The sequence below is a fragment of the Zobellia uliginosa genome, assembly GCF_018860745.1.
GTDB classification, from domain to species: Bacteria; Bacteroidota; Bacteroidia; order Flavobacteriales; family Flavobacteriaceae; genus Zobellia; species Zobellia uliginosa_B.
This window is the reverse complement of record NZ_JAHKPY010000003.1, coordinates 254,562-268,467: the sequence shown is the minus strand read 5'-3', so window position 1 is coordinate 268,467 and position 13,906 is coordinate 254,562. Positions and strand designations below refer to the sequence as shown.

Annotated in this window: 13 protein-coding genes; 10 read left to right on the top strand and 3 right to left on the bottom strand. The window is 37.4% G+C overall.

Annotation, left to right across the window (positions count from 1 at the left end):
* Positions 1-48: 48 nt before the first annotated feature.
* The gene (locus KO521_RS04885; RefSeq protein ID WP_354668194.1) at positions 49-498 is read right to left on the bottom strand and encodes an FKBP-type peptidyl-prolyl cis-trans isomerase; all 450 of its coding nucleotides are present in this window, start codon (positions 496-498) and stop codon (positions 49-51) included.
* Between the two features lie 216 nt (positions 499-714).
* Between KO521_RS04885 and KO521_RS04880 the strand changes: the two genes are divergently transcribed.
* The 7 genes from KO521_RS04880 to KO521_RS04850 all read left to right on the top strand — a co-directional run bounded on the left by KO521_RS04880 (position 715) and on the right by KO521_RS04850 (position 7,026).
* Positions 715-1,863 carry an ABC transporter substrate-binding protein gene (locus KO521_RS04880; protein ID WP_215938790.1) on the top strand — a complete coding sequence of 383 codons (1,149 nt, stop codon included), beginning with the start codon at positions 715-717 and terminating at the stop codon, positions 1,861-1,863.
* A complete protein-coding gene (locus KO521_RS04875) occupies positions 1,864-2,895 on the top strand; it encodes a FecCD family ABC transporter permease (protein WP_215938789.1) in 1,032 nt (343 codons plus the stop codon). It begins immediately after the preceding gene.
* A 147-nt stretch (positions 2,896-3,042) separates the two neighbouring features.
* Positions 3,043-3,912: a 3-keto-disaccharide hydrolase gene (locus KO521_RS04870; protein WP_215938788.1), complete on the top strand. Its 870-nt coding sequence runs from the start codon at positions 3,043-3,045 to the stop codon at positions 3,910-3,912.
* Between the two features lie 77 nt (positions 3,913-3,989).
* Positions 3,990-4,706 carry an ABC transporter ATP-binding protein gene (locus KO521_RS04865; protein ID WP_354668193.1) on the top strand — a complete coding sequence of 239 codons (717 nt, stop codon included), beginning with the start codon at positions 3,990-3,992 and terminating at the stop codon, positions 4,704-4,706.
* Between the two features lie 66 nt (positions 4,707-4,772).
* Positions 4,773-6,119, top strand: coding sequence for a DNA recombination protein RmuC (rmuC, locus tag KO521_RS04860; protein WP_215938787.1), 1,347 nt, complete (start codon positions 4,773-4,775; stop codon positions 6,117-6,119).
* On the top strand, positions 6,116-6,481 hold the full coding sequence (locus tag KO521_RS04855) for a 6-phosphogluconate dehydrogenase (protein WP_215938786.1): 366 nt from the start codon (positions 6,116-6,118) through the stop codon (positions 6,479-6,481). The genes rmuC and KO521_RS04855 overlap by 4 nt, the downstream gene beginning before the upstream one ends.
* Entirely contained in the window at positions 6,481-7,026 is a 546-nt protein-coding gene (locus KO521_RS04850) for an acyl-CoA thioesterase (RefSeq protein WP_215938785.1), read from the top strand. Before KO521_RS04855 ends, KO521_RS04850 begins: the two co-directional genes overlap by 1 nt.
* Here KO521_RS04850 and pgl read toward each other — a convergent pair.
* Both pgl and zwf read right to left on the bottom strand, forming a co-directional pair.
* Positions 7,007-7,732, bottom strand: coding sequence for a 6-phosphogluconolactonase (gene pgl / locus KO521_RS04845; RefSeq protein ID WP_215939557.1), 726 nt, complete (start codon positions 7,730-7,732; stop codon positions 7,007-7,009). The two genes, KO521_RS04850 and pgl, sit on opposite strands and share 20 nt — an antisense overlap.
* 57 nt (positions 7,733-7,789) lie before the next feature.
* Positions 7,790-9,322 (bottom strand): glucose-6-phosphate dehydrogenase, encoded by a 1,533-nt coding sequence (zwf, locus tag KO521_RS04840; protein ID WP_215938784.1) that lies wholly within the window; start codon positions 9,320-9,322, stop codon positions 7,790-7,792.
* 172 nt (positions 9,323-9,494) lie between these two features.
* Between zwf and gndA the strand changes: the two genes are divergently transcribed.
* From gndA to KO521_RS04825, 3 genes are all read left to right on the top strand, one after another.
* Positions 9,495-10,901, top strand: coding sequence for an NADP-dependent phosphogluconate dehydrogenase (gene gndA, locus KO521_RS04835; protein WP_215938783.1), 1,407 nt, complete (start codon positions 9,495-9,497; stop codon positions 10,899-10,901).
* Positions 10,902-10,952: 51 nt separating this feature from the next.
* On the top strand, positions 10,953-11,516 hold the full coding sequence (locus KO521_RS04830; protein ID WP_215938782.1) for a DUF3124 domain-containing protein: 564 nt from the start codon (positions 10,953-10,955) through the stop codon (positions 11,514-11,516).
* Between the two features lie 141 nt (positions 11,517-11,657).
* Positions 11,658-13,889: a tetratricopeptide repeat-containing hybrid sensor histidine kinase/response regulator gene (locus KO521_RS04825; protein WP_215938781.1), complete on the top strand. Its 2,232-nt coding sequence runs from the start codon at positions 11,658-11,660 to the stop codon at positions 13,887-13,889.
* Positions 13,890-13,906 lie beyond the last annotated feature (17 nt).

Here is a 13,906-nt window from a genome sequence, read left to right as displayed (position 1 = left end):
AAAAACACCCTTCGCATGAAGGGTGTTTTTATCATAAAGCATTATAATTTAATTTACTTCCAAGAGGTTAACCTCAAAAACAAGTGCTGAACCACCAGGAATACCAGAAACACCAGCGTCACCATAAGCCAAAGCCGCTGGTACAAGTAAAATACCGTTTCCGCCTTCTTTAAAGTACCTAATACCTTCTGTCCAACCAGCAATCACCCTCTGAAGAGGAAAAGTAGCACCTTCTGAACTGCTTTCATCAAAAACATCTCCATCTAAAAAATAACCCTTATAAGCTACAGTAACACTAGAGTTAATAGTGGGTCTTTCGCCTGTACCTTCTTCCTCAACAACATAGTAAAGACCGGACTCACTTCTAGTAGCATCCAAACCGTTTGCTTCAACATATGCTTTTATATCCTGTTCATTCTTAACCGCGTAATCTACATCATCATCTCCACAAGAAGCAAATACAACCAAGGCCAAAACAAATAAAACTTTCTTCATCATAATTATTTTTAAGCGTCAAATATAATGAACTAATGACAGCCCTTAAACAATTTTACTAGACATAGGTATAAACGAATTAGAACTATGCTAACAAAATAACCAAGTATCCGATCTTTTTAAAATAATTACTTACCGTCTTTTCTCTTAGCGGATAAACACATTACCTTTAGCAACGTAAGAACTTTTTATATCTGGAACAAACACGAACAAAACACATTGAAAAACAATATATTACTATTTGTACTCTGTCTCTTTATCGCTTGTAAAACGGATAAAAAAAATGGATTTCCTCCAGAAAATAATCATCCCCAGGAAATTGAAATAAGCCATGCAAAGGGTTTTACAATTGAAAAGTCCAACAACGGACTTACTATAATTGAAGTTTCATCTGCATGGCCAGGAGCTAATACTTCTTTTAAGTACGCACTGATTCCAAAAGATAAAATGGCATCAATGACCCTCAACAAAGATGAGTACGATGCTATTATTGCCACACCTATAGAGCGTCTAATAGTAACTTCTACTACACACATACCTTCTCTTGAAGCTTTGGGAGTTCTTGATAAATTAGTTGGCTTTCCAAAAACTGAATTAATCTCTTCTGAAAACGCACGTAAACTGATTGACAATGGGGACATTAAAGAATTGGGCAATAATGAAACTTTAAATACGGAAATAGCTATTAGCCTAAGACCAGATGTTGTGGTTGGGTTTGGAATGAACAACCAGAACAAGGCATACGAAACTGTAATACGTTCTAATATTCCTATTGTATATAATGGCGATTGGACGGAAGAATCTCCTTTAGGAAAAGCGGAGTGGGTTAAATTTTTCGCACCTTTTTTCGGACTCGAAACTAAAGCAGATAGTATTTTTAAGTCGATAGAACAATCATATTTTCAAACAAAAAGTATTGTAGAGAACGTTACCAAAAAACCAACGGTACTTACCGGAGGATTATATAAAGATGTGTGGCATGTTGCCGGAGGAAAAAGCTGGATGGCGCAATTTCTAAAAGATGCCAAAACGGATTATCTTTGGAAAGAAACGCAAGAAACCGGGGGTATTAGCCAAAGTTTAGAGACCGTTCTTGCCACAGCGCAACATGCGGATTATTGGCTAAACCCTTCTATGCTTACTTCATATGAAGATATTGGAGAATCCAATAAACATTACACCCAATTTGATGCATACAAAAACAAAACTGTCTTCTCTAATACTATTACCAAAGGAGCTACAGGAGGATTGTTATATTATGAATTGGGACCTATGCGACCGGATTTGGTACTAAAAGACCTCATTCATATTTTTCATCCTGAATTGTTACCTGATCATGAACTTTATTTCTTTAAGCCACTAGAATAATTGGATAAGCCAAAAACATACCGTAATTCCTTTATCATCTTACTATTGGTTTTAGTAGTTATTTGGGGTATGAATATTTGTTTGGGTTCCGTATCCATTCCTTTTTCAGAGATATTACACTCTGTTTTAGGAGGTACTTTAGAAAACACAGCTTGGGAATATATAATTTGGAATTATAGAATTCCAAAAGCCTTTACCGCTGTTCTTGTTGGTTCTGGTCTTGCCTTAAGCGGACTTTTAATGCAAACTTTGTTCAGGAACCCGCTGGCAGGTCCATTTGTGCTGGGTATCAGCTCTGGGGCAAGTTTAGGTGCTGCATTTCTAATTATGGGGTCTGCAACCCTTACTTCCCTATTCGGTTTTAGTTTAATAACAGATGTATCACTCGCCATTGTTTCTAGTATAGGCAGTTTTTTAGTGCTTCTGGCAGTTATAACCATTGCGGCCAAAGTAAAGGATACTATGACTCTTTTAATCATTGGTCTTATGTTCGGGAGTATTAGCGCCGCCATTGTTAGTGTCCTATCCTATTTTAGTGATGCTGAAAAACTACAACAGTTCGTATATTGGTCCTTTGGCAGTGTTGGCAATCTATCATGGCAGCAACTAGGAATATTGAGTATTGTTGTCCTTATAGGCCTAGTTCTAAGTGTTCTTTCAATAAAGCCTCTTAACGCGCTACTTTTAGGGGAAAACTATGCAAAAAGTTTAGGCGTGAATTTAGTACACTCCCGTTATCAAATTATAATAGCAACCGGTCTTTTAGCGGGTGGTATTACAGCTTTTGCCGGTCCCATAGCATTTATTGGTTTGGCCGTTCCTCATCTTACTCGCCAAATATTCAATACAACGGAGCATCGTATTTTACTTCCTGCAGTGGTAATCTATGGCGCTATTCTAATGCTTATTTGCGACACGATCGCACAATTACCAAACAGTGCAGAAGTCCTACCCATAAATGCCATAACCAGTATACTAGGTGCTCCTGTGGTCATCTGGTTATTAGTGAGAAAAAAGAAAATGGTATTTTAATTAAATCTTCGTAAAAGAGCTATTAATTTATACATATAAAATCATATGTTATACACTTCCAAAATCTAATAGTGTAGTTTTATACACAGGAAACTCCCGCTTCTCAAACCTCTATTTTGACTATCAAAAGAACCAATAATAACATTTATGCTAACCAAATTAAACTGTCTTTTGCTTCTTCTCACTTGTGTAGCTAGTACTGCTCAAAATAATGACAAAGACTGGGAAAACTTACTGGACAAAGACCTTACCAATTGGGATATTTTTATTGGTGTTCCCCACACCTCCTTGGACCTAGAAGGTCACGAAAAGGGAGACGGAATGCACGGAACACCAATTGGTCTGAATAACGACCCTTTAAATGTTTTCTCCACCTCTCAAGAAAACGGTGAAACTGTTTTAAACGTTAGCGGTAAAATCTATGGAGGATTAAGTACCAAAAAAGAATATGAGAACTATCATTTGGTTTTTGATATCAAATGGGGAACCAAAAAATACGAGCCTCGTTTAAATGACAAAAGGGATAGCGGTGTACTTTATCATGCTCAAGAACCGCACGGACAATTTTGGAACGTTTGGATGCGTGCCCCAGAAATGCAAGTTCAAGAAACAGACTGTGGCGACTTTTTTCCATTGGCAGGTGTAAGCATGGATATCAAAGCTTCTAAAAAGAACGAGAACGGAAAAGAATTTTGGTTCTATGATCCAAAGGGAGAAATGAGAACTTTTAAGACAGGTGGTGATGGTCGTTGCAGAAGAATGGCTAATTTTGAAAAGGCGCATGGGAAGTGGACCCGTTTGGAACTTATCTGTATTAATGACAAAGCCTATCATATTGTAAACGAAAAAGTAGTTATGGTACTTGAAAATGCCAAGGAATACACAAAAGAGGGAATTGCCAAATCACTGACCAAAGGAAAAATTCAATTCCAATCTGAGGCTTGTGAAGTGTATTACAAAAACATTAAAATAAAGAACATCAGTAAATTGCCTGAAAATATCAAAAAACAACTTTAAAAAAATTCATCGTCGGTCTTCATAAAAAATATAGTACCATTTCTGCGGTCAACCTTTCTATAGGGTATGGAGAAAAAGTGATTGCCAAAAATATCAATTTTGGTATAGAACCGGGTGAACTTGCAGCCATTGTAGGTATAAACGGAATTGGAAAATCTACCTTATTACGTACGCTTGGTAGCACTCAACCCGTTTTAAGTGGTTGTCTTGTAGTAAAGGATAAACCAATTGTATCTTATTCTCCTCTAGAACTATCGGCAGAGATAAGTCTAGTCTTAACGGAACCCGTTGCTTCTAAAAATTTATCCGTTCAAGAATTAATCGCTTTAGGCAGGCAGCCCTATACGAATTGGCTAGGCACTTTATCTGCTAATGATAAAGAAAAAATAAAAGAGGCCATCATTTCCTTGGAGCTAGAAGATTTACAACATAAAAAATGTTTTGAACTCAGTGATGGGCAACTACAGCGTGTTATGATCGCCAGAGCGCTGGCTCAAGACACTTCCATTATACTTCTTGATGAGCCAACCACACATTTAGACCTATATCACAAGGTGCAGATTTTAAAGCTTCTTCGCAATATAGCCCACACTACCAAAAAGACCGTTCTTTTTACCTCTCATGAGATAGAAATGGCTATTCAACTGTGTGATAAAATGGTATTATTAGACGGAAAAAACAATTATTTTGGTAAGCCTTGTGAATTAATTGAACAAAAAGCCTTTGAGTCGTTATTTCCTTCGGATACCGTCTCGTTCGACCCTAAAACAGGTTCTTTTCGAATAAAAAAGTAACGTGGGAGTAGTGTTTGGTTTTCATACCAATCTTGTATCTTTACCCCCGAACGCTTTACTTTACATATGAACATTTACCTCATATATTTGTTAATAGGATTGATTTGCCTTGCCGTGGGATACTTCCTAGGGAACTACATTCAAAACTTAAAAACAAAGTCTAGCCAGGGCGCATTAGAAGAACGGGAGCAGCAACTACATACCAATCTTAGGGTATTGGAGCAGCGCTTAAAAGATAGCGAATTACATAAAGCCAATCTACAGAACGAAAAAGAGCATATGGGTAACCAAATTGTTCGCTATCAGGCAGATTTAGAGAACCTTCAACTTAAGAATAGAGAGCAGAAAAACGAAGTTGAAAAGCTTCAAGAGAAATTCACCAAAGAGTTTGAAAACCTTGCCAATAAGATTTTAGAAGAGAAAAGCCTGAAATTTACCGAGCGTAACGAGAAGAACATAAAGGACATCCTATCCCCACTAAATGAAAAAATTCAACTTTTTGAAAAGAAAGTTGAAGAAAGTCAGAAGGAAAACATCAGTATACATTCCGCTTTAAAAGAACAACTTATAAATCTACAGAGCCAAAACCTGAAGATTACGCAAGAGGCCGAAAACCTTACCAAAGCCTTAAAAGGTGACAGTAAAATGCAAGGAAACTGGGGGGAATTGGTACTAGAACGAGTACTGGAAAAATCCGGACTGGAAAAAGACCGTGAGTATACCGTACAACAGAGTTTTACAAGAGAGGATGGTTCCCGGGTGCTTCCGGATGTTATCATAAATCTTCCCGATGGTAAGAAAATGGTGGTAGATTCCAAGGTCTCTCTAACCGATTATGAGCGCTTTGTAAATGCGGAGGATGGGTTGCGAGACAAATTCTTAAAAGACCATATCAACTCTTTAAAAAGGCACGTAGACCAGCTATCAGCTAAGAAATACGAAGATCTCTATGTTATGGAGAGTCCGGATTTTGTTCTGATGTTCGTTCCTATAGAACCTGCTTTTGCCATTGCCATAAATAATGACAGTACACTTTACAATAAAGCCTTTGAACAGAATATAGTAATTGTTACACCATCTACTTTATTAGCTACATTACGTACGATAGATAGTATGTGGAACAATGAAAAACAACAACGCAATGCCATTGAAATTGCTAGACAGGCCGGGGCGCTTTACGATAAGTTTGAAGGTTTCGTAAACGACCTCACCAAAGTGGGCAAGAAGATGGACGAGGCCAAATCTGAATACAAGGGAGCCATGAACAAGCTTGTTGCAGGTCGTGGCAACATAGTTATTAGTATAGAAAAATTGAAAAAAATGGGAGCTAAAGCTAAAAAATCGCTTCCCGAACCCATATTAAAACGCGCTCAAGATGATGATTTTGAAAGCGAACTAAATTTAGAATTATGAAAAAGTCGCTTTTTGTTACCCTAGGGATTATTGTTGCCCTATTCGGCATTGTTTATGCGTTTATATACTTTGTTACCTACAGTGATGGTATACGCTCCGGGGAGCTTATTAAAATAAGTCACAAAGGAGTAATGATAAAAACTTGGGAAGGAGAAATAAGCCAAGGTATTTCCGGTGCTCAGATTTTTGCCTTTTCCGTTTTGGACAAGGACAAAGAGGTTATTGAGCAATTGCAAGAATACCAAGGACAGTATGTGAAATTGCACTATGTAGAACGTTTTGCCACCTTTCTTTGGTTAGGCGATAGTAAATATTTTGTTACTCAAGTAGAGCTAGAAGAATCACCTCATTTCAGAAAATAATGGAAAAATATAAAACTGCAAGCGAATCTAGGGTATCGATTACAGAACTAATGCTACCCTCCCACTCTAATTTTGGCGGTAAAGTTCACGGGGGCCACATTCTTAGTCTTATGGATCAGATAGCTTTTGCCTGTGCCTCTAAACATTCTCAAATGTATTGCGTAACGGCCTCTGTAAATCGAGTAGATTTTTTACATCCCGTAGAAGTGGGCGAATTATTAACCCTACGTGCTTCTATCAATTACACCGGAAGAACATCTATGGTTGTTGGGGTACGTGTAGAGTCACAAGATATTAAATCAGGTACAAAGCGCCATTGTAATTCATCTTATTTTACAATGGTGGCCAAAGATGAGAAAGGGAAAGGTGTACCTATTCCAGGTCTACTTTTAGAAAATGAACAAGGTGTTAGGCGTTTTGCCAGAAGTAAGCAACGAAAAGAAGAGGCTTTCTCCAGAGACACCCAGTTCGATTCTAGTCAATTTAAATTAGAAATGCATTTGGAAAGTTTAAGCAACGAGAACGTTAAACTTGACCTTCCTTAATTTTTGCGGCAGCTGCCTTATCTAAAAACCACAGTAGATCACCAGAGGTTGGAGCTACTAAATTGGCAGGGTATGTTTCACATGCCCCATCGCAATTTATAATTTCGCCAACTTTCTCTTCTTTAGTAGCACCTGTCACTAAAAAAGCAACCGTTTTTGAGTGGTTAATAACATTACCGGTTATAGTAATTCTTTTTTGACCCGAATCCGGGTGTACAGCTACCGCACAAAGATTCTCTGATTGCCATAATTCTATTTCATGAGGAAATATAGAGGCGGTATGACCGTCATCTCCCATACCTAGGATTACCAAATCAAACTGAGGAAATCCATTTTTAGAAGGAAGTTCATTCTTAAGAACTTGAGCATAGCGCACTGCTTCCGCTTCTGGGTCTTCCTCTCCTTTAATTCTATGAATATTCTCTTCTGGTATATCAATTTTAGACAATAGGTGCTCTACCGTCATTTTATAGTTACTTTCATCATCGGTAGGGAGAACGCAACGCTCGTCTCCCCAGTAAAAGTGAACTGATTTCCAATCTATGCTTGCTCCAAATTCCTTTGCAAGAACATCAAAAACAATTTTTGGTGTACTTCCTCCAGAAAGTGCTACATGAAAAGATGCTTCCCCTTTTGCTTTTTCAGCAAAATATTTTGAAAACTCTTGGGCTACTTGGTCTTTATCTTGATATATCTTTAACTCCATAATTATATTTGTATTCATAAAAAGGTGGTATCAAAACACCACCCCAAAAACTCAATATTAACAAATAACGCAGAAGCCCGGGTCATCTGTTAAGCTAGGTCCCGGGTTTCTCCATTCGCCAATACCTTCAATTAAATCGTGAGAATTTTCAGGTCCCCAAACACCAGCAGCATAACCGTACATTCTTACGTCCTTACCACTAGACCAATACTTTAATATTGGGTCTACAAACTCCCATGCAGCTTCAACTTCATCTGCTCTGGCATATAAAGTAGCATCGCCCTGCATTGCATCCAATAGCAAACGCTCATAAGCGTCCATAACATGGGTTTCGGCCAAACTAGAATAATAGAAATCCAAATTAGCACGCTCCACTTTAAAACCTTGCCCTGGTACTTTCACTCCGAACTTAAGTAGTATACCTTCATCGGGTTGAATACGAATGACCAATTTATTGTCCTTACTATCCAATCCTGATTCTTGAAATATTTGATGATGGGGTGTTTTGAAATGAATTACCACTTCGGTTGCCTTTGTAGGCATTCTTTTGGCAGTGCGCACATAAAACGGAGTGTCTTTCCACCTCCAGTTATCTACAAAAAATTTGATGGCCGCAAAGGTTTCAGTAGTTGAATTTTTATCAACACCATCTTCTTCTCGATAGCCTTTTACTTCTTGCCCATCAATAACGGATTTAGTGTATTGTGCCCTTATCGTATTATTAAAAAGTTCCTTGTCCGTTTTCATCACCCTAAGTGATTTTAACGCTTTTACCTTTTCATTACGTATATCTTCCGGTGCATCACTAATAGGTGGTTCCATTACAATTAAAGAAACAATCTGTAGTAAATGGTTTTGGAACATATCCCTTAACGCCCCGGAAGTATCATAATAACCACCTCTTTTTTCCACACCAACACTTTCTGCATTGGTAATTTCTACATGATGAATATAATTACGATTCCAAAGGGGTTCAAAAATGCTGTTGGCAAAACGGGTTATAAGAAGGTTCTGCACTGTTTCTTTACCCAAGTAGTGATCAATTCTGTAAATCTGGTCTTCTTTAAAAAATTTCTGCAGACCATTGTTCAGTTGTTTTGCCGTATCTAGGCTATAACCAAAAGGTTTCTCAACAATTAAACGCTTCCAACCATTGTTTTGCGTGTTCATACCTGCCTCAGACAAGTTATGAGCTATTGTTTCATATAAAGTAGGAGGCGTAGAAAGATAATATATAATGTTACCGGAAGTCTGGTATTTGTTCTTAAGGTCTTCTACCCTCTTTCGTAAACGCCCATAATCCGTATCATAACTCCCCCCCAAATCCTCGTAAAAGAACTTATTGGCAAAGTTGGCTATGAATTCCTCCGATGAATCTTCTATCTTACTTTCTAAATATTTACTCTCTAACACCACTTTATTTCTAAAAGCGCTGTCTGTCATATCACTTCTACTTGTTCCTAGAACCACAAAATTATCTGGAAGCTGATCTGCCTGATAAAGATTAAAAAGTGCTGGTACAAGTTTTCTTGCTGTTAAGTCGCCAGAAGCGCCAAATATCACAAGAATCTGATTTTCTGTTTTATTCATAATGCGATGGTATCCATATACTATTTGAATGGTTAAAAGTATCGAAAAGATGCAGCAATACCAACGAGTTTACCCTAAGATAATCTTACATTTCAATAATTTCGTTTAATTTTGATTGTATCGACCAATAATATCGATTTTATGGTCGCCCATGTAATTTTAAAATTAGGAAATGGAAGAAAAATATGATTTTGGATTGATAGGTCTCGGTGTTATGGGACGTAATTTTATATTGAACGTAGCCGATAATGGTTTTTCTGCTTACGGATATGATTTAGATGCGGAAAAAGTAGCTGCTTTAAAAGAAGAAGGCGGCCACGAGGCAAAAGTAAATGCCTCTACCAACATAAAGACATTTGTAAATGCCCTGAAAGAACCAAGAAAAATCATGCTTTTGGTTCCTGCAGGTAAAATTGTGGATGCTGTCATAGAAAGCCTATTACCACATATAGACAAAGGTGATATATTAATAGATGGGGGAAATTCATTTTTCACGGATACCGATCGTCGTGAAGCTTACCTTCATGATAAAGCCATTAACTTTTTTGGTGCCGGTGTTTCCGGTGGTGCAAAAGGCGCTCGTTTGGGCCCTAGTATAATGCCCGGCGGTTCTAAATCTGCATACCAACATATAAAACCGATTTTTGAGGCGGTTTCCGCCAAGTACAAAGGAGAACCTTGTGTTGCTTATTTGGGACCGAAATCATCTGGCAATTATGTAAAAATGGTGCACAACGGCATTGAATACGGCCTAATGCAACTTACCTCTGAAGTGTATGACCTACTTAAAAAAGCAGGTAATTTTTCCAATGAAGAAATACACGATACCTTCTCTAAATGGAACCAGGGTCGTTTGCAATCTTTTCTAGTTGAAATTACTTCTAAGATTCTAGAGCAAAAAGACGAACTTGGCAAAGGTCACCTAGTTGATCAGATTTTGGACAAAGCAAAACAGAAAGGTACTGGAAAATGGACAAGCCAAAACGCTATGGACTTGGGTATACCTGTTCCTTCTATAGATATTGCGGTAAGCATGCGCGAGATTTCTGCTTTAAAAGAAGAAAGAATTGAAGCCGATAAATTATATGACCGTCCAGATGTTAAGCTATTGGATAAAGAAGAATTGGCGAAAATGGCCGAAGAAGCACTCTACTTCTCTTTTATAGTAACCTATGCACAAGGGTTGCACCAATTAGCTGATGCCTCTAAAGAATACAACTATAATCTAGACATTGCTATCATTGCAAAAATCTGGCGTGCTGGCTGTATTATTAGAGCTGGATTATTAGCCGATATTACCGAAGCCTTTGAAGCAAACAAAGACTTGCCTAACCTCTTACTTTCCGACCAGTTTGTTGATAAAATTAAAAGTACGGTTGACTCCACAAGAAAACTTGTTGCACATGCAGCGGCGAATGGAATTCCTTTACCTGGACTTTCAAATTCGCTAACTTATTTTGATGCGTACACCACTAGTAGGCTGCCTTTGAACCTTATACAGGCTCAACGTGATTTCTTTGGTTCGCATACATATGAAAGATTGGACAAAGAAGGTATTTTCCATACAGAATGGGAATAGGCAACTACTTTAACGATACCTTTGTGTAATAGTATCAGAAGAATAAAGGCAATGAATACATACGATAAAGGAAATTTTTTTATTGAGAAATCTGTTCGGGTTATTGCCAGCATCATTTTGCTTGTTACCATTGTCGCTTCTTGCAAACGACCTACCGAAGAAAAACCGGTGAAGGTACTTGATGAACATACATTAAATAGAAGGGTTGATGGTACTACCGTTGACCCTCTTATTAAACAAGTATATGTACCCATTTACTCTGATATCTATAACCAGACCAGAGATACAAGAACATTATTGACCGCCACTTTAAGTATAAGGAATACGAGCTTAAAAGACAGCCTATTCATTACTACTATAGATTACTACAACACAGGTGGTGACTTGGTAAGGAGCTACATTGACCAGGCAATTTACCTGCGCCCTATGGAATCTATAGACTATGTTATAGAACAACAGGACACGTCTGGAGGTAGCGGAGCCAACTTTATAATTGATTGGTATTCCAAACGCCCGCTCAATCCTCTATTTCAAGCTGTAATGGTTGGTGGATTAGGTGCTCAGGCCTTTTCTTTTACAACGGAAGGCATAGACGTAGAAGTTGGGCAACCCTAACAAAAAGCAGATATAACCGTAAATAGACCTGCCATTCGTCGAGGAATGCATTTCTTCGCAATAAATTGTGAAGTAAATTCTTATATTAGCTTGTCGTAACGGTCATTCTCCCTAAATTACATACTGGCCCCCATAGTTCTCATGAGTATATTAAGACCACTCGTTTTCGTTTTCTTTCTCTTCTCCCATTTAACAAATGTACTGGCTCAGAATACAACAGAATGGCAACGCGATACTTTGGAATCCTACGTGAACAGATCAAATGAAGCCTACGATCAATACAATTATAAAGAAGCTATTAAATACGCCTCTACCCTAGTAAAAAAGGGTCAGGAGTATAATTACGATTATTACGAGTTTTTAGGATACGATATTTTAGGTGGAATTTATTCCGAAACGGAAGACACCATAAAAGGTAAGATTTATTCTGAAAAAGCTTTGGAGCTTGCAAGGTCTATCCAAGTGGATAGTCTTGTGGCATGGGGCGCTTTAAATCTAGGTATTTTATATTCCGACAACGAAAACACCTACAAAAAGGCAATTCAGTTTTTTAAGGAAAGTATTGAAATCAATGAACAAAACAAGGATTATGACGAGGTCTATTTAACCTATGTAAACCTTATCTGGACCTATTTGGAAAATAATCAATTTGATGAAGCCTATACGTTTCTTCAAAAAGCGGAAGCGCTATCAACAAAAGAAGTAGATTCATTAGACAAGTTATATATGGACCTCTTATATGGTAAATATTACTTGGCAAAGAAAAAATACAATACGGCGGCTTTAAAACTGGAAAAAATTGCACAGACAGCGGATAAAATTGAAAATACCGATTTAGCCATAGAAGCCTATGACGATTTAGCCAAACTATACAGTGAAACTGATGACTATCAAAAGGCTTTCGCCAATCTGGATAAATACAATCAATTTAAACAAAAAGCATATACTCTTAAGAAATTAGAAGAAACTGAAAAAGCACGGGTAAAGTTTGATTTGGAGCAAGCGCAAAAAGATTTAAAAACCGCTTTAAAAGAACATGCATATTCAGAAGAACTTATTTCTAAATCGCAATCCCTTACAACAGTACTCATTGGAGCCATTGTAATTCTTGTTTTAGCCCTTTTTGGCATCATCGTATTCTTTAAAACAAGAAAAACATACATCAATAACCTAAGGGCTAAAAATAGACAGCTTAGCTTGGCCAACGCAAAAGCTGAAAAGCTTTCCAAGGTTAAGACCAAGTTCCTTTCCACCGTAAGTCATGAACTTCGAACACCTCTTTATGGTGTTATTGGCATTTCCACTTTATTAAAAGAAGATAAAAACCTGAAAGCCTATGCAGACGATTTAAGTTCTCTAAAATTCTCTGCAGATTATTTATTGGCACTCATTAATGATGTCCTATTACTTAGCAAGATGGATGCAGAGGCCATTACCCTTTCCAAAATTCCTTACGAACTAGATGTACTCATCCAGAATATTGTTCGCTCTTTTGAATTTTCATTGCATGAAAATAGTAATAAATTACACTTACAAGTAGATAAAAACATACCGAATAACCTTGTTGGAGACCCCATTCGGTTTTCTCAAATACTTATAAATTTAATGGGTAACGCCATTAAATTTACAGAGAAGGGAAACATTTGGTTAAAATTGGTTTTAGTTGAACCTGTTAATGGCAATACCTGCAAGGTGAAATTTACGGTAAAGGATGATGGTCTGGGCATTCCTGAAAACATGCAGGAAGAGATTTTTAAAGAATTTACCCAGATTGAAAATAAAAACTATAGCTACACCGGAACAGGTCTTGGCCTCACTATAGTTAAGAAGATTCTGGACCTTTACAAAAGTGAGATTCATCTAAAAAGTGAACCTAATAAGGGCGCTGAATTCAGTTTTCAACTAACGCTTAAGAAACAGACCAAACAGGATAAAGAATCATCCTTGTTAAATGGAAATACCAACATCTCTAACTCAATTAAGAACAGTGTTGTTAGACATGTTCTCGTAGTGGATGACAATAAGATAAATCAAAAAGTAACACAAAAAACCTTAGATAAATACAATATTAAATCCAGTTTGGCAGATGATGGTGAACAGGCCGTTATAATGAGTAGAGCCAATGATTACGACTTAATATTAATGGATATCAATATGCCCAATATTAATGGCATGGAGGCTACTAGGATGATTCGTGAATACGATAAAGAAATTCCAATTATAGCCTTGACTGCCGTTGAATTGGACGAAGGAAGGAAGGAGATATTGAATTCCGGAATGAACGATATTATTCATAAACCCTATAACCTTCCAGAATTCTTAGATACTATCTTCAAATACTTGCCAAAAGAAGAAGTTGAAAATACGCACTAAACAACACCCCTATACTA